Source organism: Streptomyces sp. CG4 (genome assembly GCF_041080655.1).
In the GTDB taxonomy this organism is placed as follows: Bacteria; Actinomycetota; Actinomycetes; order Streptomycetales; family Streptomycetaceae; genus Streptomyces.
This window is the reverse complement of sequence record NZ_CP163525.1, coordinates 5625612-5638522: the sequence shown is the minus strand read 5'-3', so window position 1 is coordinate 5638522 and position 12911 is coordinate 5625612. Positions and strand designations below refer to the sequence as shown.

Sequence of the window (12911 nt, the reverse complement as noted above, 5' to 3'; positions counted from 1 at the left end):
GCGGGAGCCCGGTCAGTACCCGCCCGACTCTACCCGAGTGCACATCACCGCCCCGGAGCTGCGGCCGCCCGTACGGGGTCAGCCGGCCGCGCGTCCGCGAGCAGCGCCGCCGTCATCGACAGGTACCGCTCGTCCGGCACCGGCACCAGGCCGTCCATCGCCACCGCGAACGCGCAGTCCATGCTCGGCACGGCTCCGGCCACGCAGACCCAGGCGTAGCGCAGCCCGTCCTCGGCGAGGGTCAGTACGGCGCCCTGGGCACCGAAGCCGTCCGCCGGGACCGTCCACTCGAAGCCCTGGTCGTGCAGCAGGTGCGGGAGGAACTGCCACAGGGAACAGGCCAGCAGGTAGCAGTCGAGAAGGGCGAAGACGGGGCGGCGGCGGACGATGTCGTCCTTGAGAGCCCCGCGGAGCTGGTCGTTCGGCCTGCTGTGCATGCGGACGAAGCCCCGTAGCGCGCTCCATGGCCCCGAGACGCGCCCTACGGCGCGGCTGTGCACGCCATAGGACCACACCTTCGCCGGCAGGATGGCGAGAGTCTCGCGGTGGTCGTGGCCCACGGAAGCGGCGGGCTCGTACGCCAGGTTCGCCCCCGCCTGCCGGACCCGCCGGAAGAAGTCGACGTCCTCGTACGCGACGGCGAGCTGCCGCTGGCCCGCGGACAGATTGCCGCCGCGGACACCCACCGCGTGGTCGTACCCGCGGGAATGCGCGCACTGACCTCCCGCAGCGCGTCGGAGGGTGCGCCGTCGTAGCGCACGCTCACCCCGTCGAGCTCGATCTCGCCGCGCAGCGGCCCGGGTGTCGCACCCGGTGCCTGGGGTTTCGCGTCGGCCAGGAAGCCGCGGACCCGTGACGACCTCCTGTTCCCGGCCGAGCAGTTCCAGTACGCCCTCGGTGGTCAGCGTGCCGAGGTCGCCGGTGTCGACCCAGCGCACGGTCGTGGGGTACGGAGGCCCGACGGGACCGTCCGGGGCGTAGGCGAGCTGGATGTGTCCCGCCGTACCCGCGGGTGTTTCCGCGCCCGTGGCGTCGACCACCCGCACGAGCGTGCCCGGCAGCGGACGGCTCGCGGGCCTGCCGGAGCCGGACGAGCGGATCACCACGCCGGCGGGCCATGCCTCGGTCGTGGTGTAGACGTCGCGGATCACCGCGGAGGGCAGGGCGGCTGCGAGCGCGTCGACGAGTCCGGGAAACGCCGGAGCCATGCCGAGCCGGACCGAGCGGACGCCGGCCAGTCGCTCGGAGGAGAAGGACGGGTGCCGTACCAGCGTGTGGGCCATGGCGGGCGCGAGCAGCACCGCACCGGCCGCCGTCCGCTCGACCAGGGTGACGAACTCGGGCGGCGACCAGTGGCCGAGGCAGGCCAGGCCGCCGCCGGGGGTCAGCAGTGCCTCGGCGAGGACCGTCTGGGCGGCGTTGCTGCCGGGCGGGACGGCCAGGGCCGTCACCCGGGGCGGCGCGCCGGCGCCGGGCGTGGCGCCGGGGTGGTGCGCGAGGCGGTTGCGGTGGCTCACCGGGACGATCTTCGGCAGGCCGGTGGACCCGGATGTGGCCAGGTACTCGGCGGGTGGCGGCCCCGCGGGCGCGTCGGCCGAAGGGACGTCGGGCGAACGGACGTCGGGCGAACGGACGTCAGCCAGAGGAACGTCGGCCGGAGGAACGTCGGGCGATTCCTCCGGGCGGTGGGTGAACGGCGGTTCCTGGAAGTGGAGGGTGCCGTGCTCACCGCCCTGGCCGGCGGGACCGCCGTCGGTCCCCGGGCCGTCGCTGATCCACAGCCGCACCGGAAGGGTCCGGACGATCCGGTACCGCAGCAGCTCGCCCGCGCCGGCCGGGACGACGACGGGCGTGACGCCGGCGAAGTACGCGCCCAGGTAGGCGCTGACGAACAGCGGCCACGCCGCGCCTGTGAACTCCAGGACGACCGGAGAGCCGTCGGCGAGGTGCCTGCTCCGCAGCCGGCCGGCGACCCGTTCGGCGTCCCGGAGGACCTCGCCGCGGCTGCGGACGGCGCCCGAGGGAAGGTGCAGCAGCACGCCCTCCGGGTCGGCCTCGAGTGCGGTTCGGTAGGCGGTGGGCACGTCAGTGGGCACGGCGTGGGTCTCCGTCCTCTCGTGGCAGTGGGACAGGGGCTGACGGACGCGGTGGTGTCATGCCGAAGCCCGCACGCGCACAGTCTCCTTGCGGAGCCGGTCCAGGTCCTCGAGGCCGGCGAGCGCGTCGTCGAGCGGGACGCCGAAGTCGATGAGCGCGGCGATCTCGTCCACGCCCGCGGCGGCCAGCCGCTCGACCAGGGGAACGGCGTCGGCCACCATGCCGAAGAGCCCGGCCGTCTCGACGTACCGGTCGACCGAACGGGCCAGCAGCGCGGCCTTCGCGCTCGCGGACACACGGTCCATCGGCACCCGCGCGCCCTGGGCTCCGTTGGCACCGCCGACCAGCGTCAGCGAGGTCGACAGGTACTCGGTCAGCAGCAGGCGGACCACCTCGCGCACGGCTTCCCGGTCCGCGCCCAGCAGGGTGTGCACCATCAGCGTCACATGGCCGGTGCGGTCCGGGCCGAGCGCACGCCGGTAGGCGGCGATGTTGCGGGTGAGCCGGTCGACGTCCTGGCGTACCAGGTGGGTGAGGACCCCGGCACCGATCCGGCCGGCGGCCTCGAAGGTCTCCGTAGTGCCGGTGCTCGTCAGCCAGACCGGCAGCTCGCCTGGGCCGGGCGCGGGTACACGGAAAGCTCGACCGGCCGTCCCTCGCCGTCCGGCAGGGTCAGCGCCTCACCACGCCACAGCCGCCGGACGGCCTCCACCGTGCCGAGCGTGGAGTAGCGCCGCTCGTAGTACTCGCCCGGGTTGAGGGCGAAGTCGCTGGGATGCCAGCCGGAGGCGAAGGAGACCCCGACCCGGCCGCCCGAGAGCCGGTCCACCACGGCCCACTCCTCCGCGACGCGCAGGGGTGAGTGCAGCGGGGCCACGACGCTGCCCGCCCGTATGCCGACCCGTTCCGTGATCGCCGCGATCGCGGCCCCGGTGACCGACGGGTTCGGGTACACGCCGCCGAACGGATGGAAGTGCCGTTCCGGTGTCCACACCGCACGGAAGCCGTGCTCGTCCGCGAAGCGCGCACCGTCGAGCAGGAGCCGGTACAGCTCCTGTCCGGAGTCCTCCGTCGCCTCGGCTGCGAAGTAGAACAGGCTGAACTCCACGTACTGGCCTCCACATGACCGGTTCCTGCCGCAGCCGGGGCTGCGACGACCACAGGGGACGTCACCGTCGGCACTCCGTCGTCCCGCGCCGTGTGTGTGCCGGGCACGTGGTTGCGACTCGGCGGGACAGGAGAACGCTGGGAAAGGGGTGTTCCACGGGGGTAAAGGGGTGCTCCACGGGGGTCGCGGAGCGGCGGGCGTCGCGTCGCTTCCGCCCGGCGTCCATGTCTCTCAGCGCCATGTCTAGTCGCCGCCTCACAGACCGTCAACGATGCTCGGACCGGCGGCCGTCGAGGAACTCGCCGCACGCCCCGGGCGGTGCCGCGAACGGCCGGGAACCGACCCCGCCACCTGCGGCGTTCCTGCTCCGGTGTCCCGCCGGCGGGACCGGCGCGGCACCGCGCGGCGGCTACCTCGGCCCGTTCGTGTCGTCCGCCGTCACGGCCGATACATCAGGGGCGACGAGACCGACGAAGACCGCCAGATCGATCTGAAGAGGAGACCCGAAGAGGAAGAAACAGCACTTCAACCGCACCGAACACCTCCGGCAGGTTCCGCCCGACACCCCAGCCGGCCGCCGCCTGAAAGGCTTCCGCCAGGACGGCGAGTCCACCCGCTCCCGCCTCGACGCCCGCTTCGACTCCCTCTTCGACCAGAGCCACCCCCACAAGCGGGTCCAGGCATACGGCGCCCGCGGAGCCCTGCTGATCCACCTCGGACACGCCTGGCCGAACAGCTCCATCACCCGAGCACTCGACACGATCTTCCCCTGCCGCCCCCACCAGCTCCCCCCTCGGCCACCCCCAGCACCCTGCGCGAGATCGCCCAGCAAGCCACATCCCCCGTGCGTCGAGCGCGCCACCCGCTACACTGGCGACGGCGAGAGGCCCTCACTGGTCGATCACCAACCTGTCTAAAACATGTCAAGAACGGCCACGTGTACGGCTTCGTTTCAGACACGTTTTTCGACAGATCCCCGCCTTCGTGGGATGTGTCTAAAACAGAGAATCCCCAGGCCGCGGCGGGTCCACCTCGGAACCTCAAAACGAGGATCCCGATTCTCCAAACGCCGAGATCAGGCAGTACGTCACCGCCTCAGTCACCCTTGAGTCAGCTCGTCGACGCAAGCCGCGAGCGATCCGCACTGACGACCCGAGTTCCGCCGCCCACAAGTGCAAGCCTCAAGCCTGACTCCGGCATCGCGACACAGGTCGCCCCTCACCACACCGCCTGCGGCTGTACACCCCGCGCCACATTTACCACTCCCATGCTTGCTATTTAAGTAGCAACAGGGGAAGGTGTAGAGGTGAATATTTGCCACATCCCCAACGCGCAGCAGGATCGACGAGCACTCCTGCTGCTCGTGAGTGACGATCAGCAGCTACTGCTCTGCGGCGCCTGCTGCGGGGACTGGACCGTCCCGTCCATCCACCTCGGAACGTATGACGAGCCCGCCCACCAGGCCCGTGTACATCTCGCGCAAGCCTTCGGTATCGACACCCCACGACTCGCCGCTGTCCGTGGAGTCCACACTTCCGGAAGGGACCAGGCGTGGGAGTACGAGCGGGTGACGGAGACCCACGCCCTGATCTCCCGTATCAGCAACGCGGACGCGCGAGCAGCATGCAAAAGCGGAAGTCGGCACACCCTGTTCACCTTGGACGACCTGCGCCGTCACCGCAGACGCGTGACCCCTCAGGGGGTCGTCACTCTTCTTGCCGGGTTCCTCGAAGGTTGGCTTCCTGACGGCTCCCACACACTCTACTGACCCATATCCGGGCACGCGCCCCGCATTGCCAGCCCGTCCCGTGTCTCGGTCAGGCTATGGCAGTTGCACGCGACGGCCTGTGGGGCACATGTCACGGTTCTGGCTACGACAACGGTCCCAGGACGTCCTGGGACTCGACGAGCCCTTGCCCGCTAGGCGCCTTCCCGTCGTCGAAGACGCGCTCGGCCTGCTGGGCCCGGAACTCGAGATGGACTTCGGCCGAGTTGGCGTAGCCGTAGCGGGCACGGGCCTCCGCCGGGGTGAGGACTTCCTCGTTACGGGGAGGAACGCCGAGCGTGATCGGGGCGATCACCTCTCCGGCGACGAGGGAGAGCCGTTCCAGCCGGCGCAGTTCGACGTCGGATTCAGGTCGGCGAGGGCGAAGGCCGCCTTCATGACGGGCACGATGAGTATGTCGATACGACGTGATTGGCAGATCCCTACCATCTCGAGTATCCAGTGGGGGCAAGGTGGCGATCGTCGCAATCGCTGTGCTTCCGCCGCGGCCAGGCTTGCCAGCTTTGCCCAGCGTGGTATCGGCGGCTGGACGAGTTCGCTCCTGAAGGTGGCGCATGGCCTGCCGGGCGATCAGCAGACAGCTGCGGTTGCAGGCCACGCACCACCACGGCAATCCGCGACCTCCGGATGAAGCGGCCGGTGATCTGTGCCGCAACGCTCATGGCTGCCCGAGACCGAGATCTGGATGACAAAGCGCTCAGCTCCGGAGCCGACGCTCGCACCCAGGGCTACTCTCACACGGGTGTCCACAGGGCCGATGAGCTCCCTGAACGAGGACGGCGCCACCTGAAGTCAGGACGCCCACGCCATCTCTGGCACCTCGGTGGCGGAACTGCGCGATGTCCAGGACCCGCTCAGTGAAAGGCTGTCACGGACAAAAGGCAGCCTCACCCGGGGAACACGAAGCCCCTTCTCCCACCGGTAGACCTGCTACCGGTCGCACAACCCCGTCCCCCAGCGCGCCATCGCCAGCTCGTCCGCGAGGTTCTCCTGAGTGCACCTGGGCCGCCGTGCTTCGCGTGCGCGCGGATGCGCTCCCCAAGTCGACGACCGGCCGGTCAGCACAGACCTGGCAGGGCTGGACTCCACCATGCTCGCCTGCGTGGCCACCCAGCGCGGCCCGGTGGCCGCGGTAGCGTTCGCCGACGAACGGCTGCGTGACGACGACCTCGCGTTCACGGTCCGCACCGCGGCCACCTGCCGGGCCTCGCCCACCATACGGTCCGCGGAGCGGCAGGAGGATGCAATGCCTGTTGCCCCGCCCTGCGGTGGGGTCGTACTTGCCTCTAGGCCGTGTATCGAAAGCGCGGACAGGCCGGGCTGGGTGATGCCCCGGTCCGGCCTGTCCGCTCTCTGCTAGAGGTCGAGCTGATGCTGGTGTGTCGTGTGCGTGGGTGTGTAGCCGAGACCGTCGTTGATCTGTCTCATGTGCGTGTTGCTGTCGGCGGTGTCGGTCAGGAGGCCACCGAGGTCCGGATAGTCCCTACGGGCCTGTCGGATCGACTCGGCCTTCATCCACCGGCCGAGGCCGTGTCCACGGTGCTCGGGCAGCACACCGGTGCCGTAGTGCTGGCCGTCACCTGTGCCGTTGCCGGGGATGACGAGTTCGGTGAACCCGGCGATCGAGCCGTTGGAGGTGTCGATGGCGACGACGGTGTGCAGGTGGTCGCCGCGCTGTTCGACGGCCTTCGCCGCGGCCCGCACGCGGTCCACGTCCCATGTCACGATGCCGTAGTCGGTGTCGTCCATGGGCATGTCGTCCATGGCGCGGCGTGAGGCGGCGAACGTCTGGGCGAGGTCGTCGGGAACGGTTCCCTGCCATGACATCAGCCGGTAGCCGGAATGCGGACGCTCGATGATCTCGGTGAGGACGGCGGTGTCCACGTCGGCCAGCGGCAAGCGGGTGTGCCTCAGGGCAAGGACCTTCCGGAAACCGCGCGCTGCCAGGAAGTGGTCGCCGGGCGATCCGGCTTCTGCCTGCGCGACGACGCAGCGTCGGGCGTTGTCCCGGGCGGTGGCCACGGCGCTGTCGAGGAGCCGGGAGCCCACGCCCTTGCGGCGCTCCGCGGGATGAACACGGAGATCGAGCTCGGCCAGGTGCTCTTGTCCGCCATCGAACAGGCGCAGAAAGGCCGTTCCGGCAGGGATGGAATCCGCGTCCGACGCCAGCCAGGCAAGACGCCGGCCGTGCGGCCCGTGAGCGGGGTCGGTCAGTGGGGTGATGCGAAGGGACAAGGTGTCTCCGTCGTGTGGAGGTGGCAAAGGTCAGTACGCGAGCTCAACTCCTGGGCACTCCTGCGCATGTGCTCCACACCTCCTCGTCGACGGCGCCGGCCTGCACCGATGCAGGCGGCTGGGTGAACCTAGCTGGCCGATCGGCTCCTGGGCAACGGGTTAACGAAAAGGCCGTGCGCGTGTGTGGTCACAGCCACTCGTTGATGGCCGCGACGAGGACGGTCGCCTCATAGCGGACTGCGAGCTTGTCGTATCTCGTGGCGACAGCCCGGTTTCTCTTGAGTCGGTTGATCCCGCACTCGACCGCATGGCGCTCGCGGTAGTCAACCGGGTCAAAGCGCGGCGGCCGGCCGCCGCGAGAGCCCAGCTTCTGACGGTTGCGCGCCTGGTCGGCCTTGTCCGGGATGGTGCAGCAGATCCCACGTCGGCGCAGATATGCGCGGTTTCTGCGGGAGGCGTACGCCTTGTCAGCCCGAACCCGATCGGGACGAACGCGTGGCCGGCCCCGCCCGATGCGGGGCACGCGGACCTTCTCCAGCACCGGTTCGAACTGCGGCGAGTCTCCACGCTGCCCGGCCGTCACCACGATCGACATGGGCTTCTGCCTCTGCTCGACGGCCAGATGCAGCTTGGTGGTGAACCCGCCACGCGACCGTCCCAGCCCGTGATCACGAGGCTCGGTGAACACACCACCCGGCGGTTCCTTCTGCAGATCACCCTGCTTACGGGCCCCGGCCGCATGCTGATGGGCGCGACAGACCGTGGAGTCAACGCTCAGGTCCCAGACGATCGCACCCTCCGCGTCGGCCAAGGACTGGAGAAGGGTCAAGATTCGCTGCCAGGTGCCGTCCCGCTGCCACCGGCGAAACAGGTCGTAGACCCGACCCCACGGCCCGTACTCGACGGGCACGTCCCGCCACGGAACACCGGTCCGGACCCGGAACCGAATGCCGTCGATCAACTGCCGCCGAGGCCAGACGGGCGGTCGCCCCGCCTTCGCCCCCTTCGGCAACAGCGTCTCCAGCATCGCCCACTGCTCGTCTGTGAGATCTCCCCGCCCCATGAACCGTGATCATTCACAGGCCAAGATCCACTTTCGATACACGGCCTGGCACCGACTGGGTGGTGCTGCTCCACCTTCAGCCGTCAGCGGTTTCGTGGAGGTGACCCCCGCCTCCCATTGAGCCAGTGTGGAGGCTCCCCCGCACGGCGCCGTGAACAGGATTGTCACGCGGTAGTCGCCCCGGACAGGCCGGCGTAGCCGCCGACCAGGCACGGGCTGCGCCGATCAAGTCACTTGAAGACGAGAGTTACCCCGCCCTTCCGTCCAGATACCGGCCAGCGTTTCGCGCAGGAGCGGGACAGGACCGGCACGGGAAGCACCAGAGGAATCATGAGTGCAGGGGCGCGGCCGAGAGCCGCCGACGAAGTGGCCCACTCGACGACCGGACGCGATGCCTATCAACTGCTGCTGACTCATGGAAAGGCTGGCGAACTGCGGTCAGCAGCCCACTGATTCGGTGCTGCGATGCGCCGGATCTATGCCCCAGACCGATCACCACCCCCGATGACCGTAGACCGATGGCGTAACGGCCTACCGAAGGGTGCGTCGCCGGATGGCGGCGAAAGTGGCAGAAAAGGAAGAGGAATGGCTGACGAAGCAGCAGGGACACCTGCCTCTGCCGGACAAGAGCGAGTATGGCTGGCCGAGCAGGCTGTTCCCGGTTCCCCCGTGTTCAACGTGCCGAACATCTTGTCGGTGCAGGCGCCTGACGCTGAGGCCATTCGGCAGGCACTGCAGCGTGTAGTCGAGCGACACGACGCACTACGCACGTCCATACGCGAGGTGGACGGCACCCTGAGGCAGGTCGTGCACCCCGCCGTGTCGTTGGAGATGCCGGAATACGACGTGCGCAGCGAACCGGACCGGGCGGCAGCGGCGCGGGACCTCGTGAGCGGTCTGATGACCGATCCTCTCTCGACGGACGGAGTCCCACTCTGGAGGTCAGCCGCGATCCGGGTTGGGGACGAGGACTGGCTGGTCGCGTTCATCGTCCACCGCATCGTCTTCGACGCGGAGTCTGCCGCCGTCTTCCGTGAGGAGTTGCAGGCTCTGTGCGTCGCCCCCGAGGCGGAGCTGCCCGGCCCGAGCCTTCCGTGCACGGAGTTCTTGGCTGGCCGACATAGCTATGACCGAGCGGAGCAGGTCGCGTACTGGCAGGAAACGCTGGTGGGGCTGCCCTTGGTGCACTCCCTCCCAACCGACCGGCCACGCCCGCCGCAGCTGACCTACGACGGCGGCGAAGTCCGCTTCGAGGTACCGCAGGATGTACCTGCCCGGGTGGCCGAGCTGGCCCATCGGCACGCTGCGACGCCGCCGGCGGTGTTGTTGGCCGCGTACGCCGCTCTACTCGCACGGCTTTCCGGTGAACCGGAGGTCGTCGTGGGCCTGACCGTGTCAGGGCGTGATCGGCAGAAGTCCCCCGCCATGATCGGCATGGTCGACAATCAGGTCGTCGCGCGTCTGCACGTCTCCAGCGACCTGTCTTTCGCGGAACTAGTCGCGCGGGTCGAAAGTACGTTGGCCGACGCTCTCCGGCACGCCGATGTGCCGTTCCAGACGGTTGTGGAGGCAGTCGCCCCGCCGCGGGTTCCCTCTGTGCAGCCGCTGCACCAGATCGGCTTCGACTACCACCCGGAGTCGGAACTGACAGGCGCCTCCTGCCGGGGTACTACCCACGATCTGGCGATCGAGCTCACTAACGGCGAGGGCCGTCTGCTCTACCGGGCTGATCTCTTCGACCATGCCACCGTGCAGGCTGTCGCCGCCCGTTACCTCCGCCTGCTGCGCGCCGGCCTGGATGCCCCAGAGAGCCGCACAGAGGATCTGGAACTGCTGGACGACGCCGAGCGTGCTCGTTTCTTGGACGCACAGCCGGCCAATGCTCCTCACACGACTGTGCTCGGCCTGTTTGAGGCGCAGGCCTCGCGCACGCCAGATGCCGTCGCGGTGATCAGCGGCGACCGGCGACTGAGTTACCGGGAACTGGACGCCGCCGCCACGCGTGTCGCAGCGCGGCTGCGTGCTGCCGACGCACCGGCTGTGGTGGGCGTGTCCGCAGAACCCTGCATTGAACTGCTGCCCGCGCTACTGGGCATCTGGAAAGCGGGCAGCGCCTGGGTCCCAGTCGATCCCGGCCATCCGGCCGACCGAGTGGCCTACGTGCTGCGCGACGCTGGGGCACGACTGGTACTGGCCGGGCCGGTCGGGGCGTTCCCCGAGAAGGTCCTGCCAATCGGCGATGAGCTGGGCATAGACGTCGCTGGCGACCCGGTGCCGGGTTCACCCGGCGAGGTGGCCTACGTGCTGTACACCTCTGGGTCGACCGGTCGACCCAAGGGCGTGGTGGTCGAGCACGGCTCGCTCGCCGCCTACCTGACCTGGGCGACCAATGCTTACCCGGGGCTGGCGGGACAGTCCCTGGTGCACTCAACGCTCTGCTTCGACCTGACGGTCACTGGACTGTTCGGTCCTCTTCTGGTGGGCGGCTCAGTGCGCCTGGCCCCGCTGACCTGCAAAGTGCCGGAGCGTCCCACCTTCTTGAAGGTCACGCCGAGCCATCTGCCTCTATTGGAGGCCATCGGAGACGCTGCATCGCCCAGTGAGGACCTTGTCGTGGGCGGCGAGGCACTGCCTGCTGACGCCCTGGAGGCCTGGCGGATCCGCAATCCGCAGGCTCGCGTTACCAACGAATACGGTCCCACAGAGGTCACCGTCGGCTGTGTCGCGTTGACCATCGAGCCCGGCGCCAAGCCGCCGGTCGATGCCTCCGGGGGAGTCGTGATCGGGCGTCCGGTGCCGGGACATGCCGCCTACGTTCTGAGCCTCTCGGGTCGACCGGTTCCGGACGGGGTCCCCGGGATCCTGCACATCGCGGGGCCGCAGGTGAGCCGCGGGTATCTGGGTCGTGAGAGCGAAGCGTACACGAACAGCCCCTTCCACCCCGGCCACCAAATGTACGCTACCGGTGATCTGGTGCGGCGCAGGGGAGACGGGCTGCTGGAGTACCTGGGGCGTAACGACCAGCAGATCAAGCTTCGCGGATTCCGCATCGAGCCCGGCGAGATCGAGACCCTGCTGCGCGCGCAGACTGGTATCGAGCAGGCAGCTGTCGCCGTCCGTGCGGATCAACTTGTGGCCTATGTTGTTGGGACAGCCGAGCCGAACCGTGACGCACTCGCGCGCGAGTTGCCCGACTACATGGTGCCTCGGACCTTCGTAAAGCTCGACGCGCTGCCGTTGACTCCCAACGGCAAGTTGGACAGCGCTGCTCTGCCGACGCCCGAGATCGCGGCTGAGCCGGAGTACATCGCTCCGCGCACGGACGCCGAACGACTAGTCGCCGAGGTCTTCGCTGATCTGCTCGGCCTGGAGCAGATCGGTGTGGAGGACGACTTCTTCGCACACGGCGGCAACTCGTTGACCGCCATCCGCACCATCGCCCGTATCCGCTCGCAGCTCGATGTGGACATTCCCGTCGGAGGGATGTTCCGGTTCACGACGGTGGCAGCGCTCGCTGCGGAGATCGAGCGGCTCATCATGGCCGAACTCGAGGCCCTCAGCGATGAAGACGCGGAGGAGCTCCTGAGCCACGGAGCCGCCTGAACCCGCAACCATGCCCGGCCGGCGCGCTCACCATCACGCCCGGCGGCTCCACGACTTCCCCTTGATGCGCTCATTCGAGGCAGAACAGGAACCCATAGCCATGCGACTCATCGGTAATGAACACACGCGTGTCGCCGTCTTCGACGACGTCACAGGACTGGATGACTGCCGGAATCTAGTAGGCGAGATGGACGCAGCACTCCACGACCAGGGAGCGGTGCTGCTCCGCGGACTTCCCGCCGATCTGGGAATCTTCGACGAGATCACCCGCCTGGTGGGTGGCTCCCCGTTGCAGTACACCGAACGGTCCACGCCGCGGACCGAGGTCCAGGGCGCCATCTACACGTCCACGGAATACCCGGCCGACCAGTCGATCCCGATGCACAACGAGAGTTCCTACTCGGAGAACTGGCCCAGGTTGCTGTTCTTCCTGTGTGCCATTCCCGCGGAAACCGGCGGGGCGACGCCGGTCGCCGACAGCCGTGCGGTGTACCGCCTGCTGCCGGCTGAGCTCCGCGAGCGGTTCGCCGACGGCGTCGTGTACGCCCGCTCGTTCCGTGAGGGAATCGGCCTGTCCTGGCAGGAGGCTTTCCAGACCGACGACGCGGCAGCTGTGGAGCAGTACTGCACGGAGCACGGGCAACAGTTCGAGTGGACCGCCGAGGGACTGCGGACCTCGCATCGCCAGCCGGCGTGGCAGGTGGAACCACGCACGGGGGAGACGGTGTGGTTCAACCAGGCGCATCTCTTCCACGCCACAAGCCTTGAGCCGGACGTGCTGGAAGCGCTCCTCTCCCTCTACACCGAAGAGGACCTGCCCCGGCACGCCTACTACGGTGACGGCTCCGCGATCGACAAGGCGGACCTGGATGTCGTCCGGAAGGTGTACGAGCAGGTCACGTTCGACTTCCCGTGGCAGACCGGCGACGTGATGATCATCAACAACATGCTGGCAGCGCACGGTCGGCAGCCCTTCACTGGGGCTCGCCGGACCCTCGTCTCCATGACGGACTAGGGGC

6 protein-coding genes and 1 pseudogene are annotated in these 12911 nt (G+C 68.8%); 2 read left to right on the top strand and 5 right to left on the bottom strand.

Annotated elements, in window-relative coordinates; all coding sequences use genetic code 11:
• Positions 1-44: 44 nt before the first annotated feature.
• The 5 genes and pseudogenes from AB5L52_RS25715 to AB5L52_RS25695 form a co-directional block, all read right to left on the bottom strand.
• On the bottom strand, positions 45-2096 hold the full coding sequence (locus tag AB5L52_RS25715; protein ID WP_369366462.1) for an AMP-binding protein: 2052 nt from the start codon (positions 2094-2096) through the stop codon (positions 45-47).
• 57 nt (positions 2097-2153) lie between these two features.
• Positions 2154-3205: pseudogene (locus tag AB5L52_RS25710) on the bottom strand (MupA/Atu3671 family FMN-dependent luciferase-like monooxygenase).
• A gap of 1871 nt (positions 3206-5076) precedes the next feature.
• Positions 5077-5286 carry a hypothetical protein gene (locus AB5L52_RS25705; protein ID WP_351564417.1) on the bottom strand — a complete coding sequence of 70 codons (210 nt, stop codon included), beginning with the start codon at positions 5284-5286 and terminating at the stop codon, positions 5077-5079.
• 1061 nt (positions 5287-6347) lie between these two features.
• Positions 6348-7226 (bottom strand): GNAT family N-acetyltransferase, encoded by an 879-nt coding sequence (locus tag AB5L52_RS25700; protein WP_369366460.1) that lies wholly within the window; start codon positions 7224-7226, stop codon positions 6348-6350.
• 187 nt (positions 7227-7413) lie between these two features.
• The gene (locus AB5L52_RS25695; protein ID WP_351564421.1) at positions 7414-8289 is read right to left on the bottom strand and encodes an IS5 family transposase; all 876 of its coding nucleotides are present in this window, start codon (positions 8287-8289) and stop codon (positions 7414-7416) included.
• 585 nt (positions 8290-8874) lie between these two features.
• On the opposite strand from AB5L52_RS25695, the gene AB5L52_RS25690 reads away from it, so the two are divergent.
• Positions 8875-11892 carry an amino acid adenylation domain-containing protein gene (locus AB5L52_RS25690; protein ID WP_351564425.1) on the top strand — a complete coding sequence of 1006 codons (3018 nt, stop codon included), beginning with the start codon at positions 8875-8877 and terminating at the stop codon, positions 11890-11892.
• 100 nt (positions 11893-11992) lie between these two features.
• Entirely contained in the window at positions 11993-12907 is a 915-nt protein-coding gene (locus AB5L52_RS25685) for a TauD/TfdA family dioxygenase (RefSeq protein ID WP_351564426.1), read from the top strand.
• The last annotated feature ends 4 nt before the right edge of the window (positions 12908-12911 follow it).

Excerpts from the sequence above, each read along its gene's own strand:
- AB5L52_RS25695 (WP_351564421.1), bottom strand. The coding sequence starts at position 8,289 with ATGGGGCGGGGAGATCTCACAGACGAGCAGTGGGCGATGCTGGAGACG.
- AB5L52_RS25690 (WP_351564425.1), top strand. The coding sequence starts at position 8,875 with ATGGCTGACGAAGCAGCAGGGACACCTGCCTCTGCCGGACAAGAGCGA.
- AB5L52_RS25685 (WP_351564426.1), top strand. The coding sequence starts at position 11,993 with ATGCGACTCATCGGTAATGAACACACGCGTGTCGCCGTCTTCGACGAC.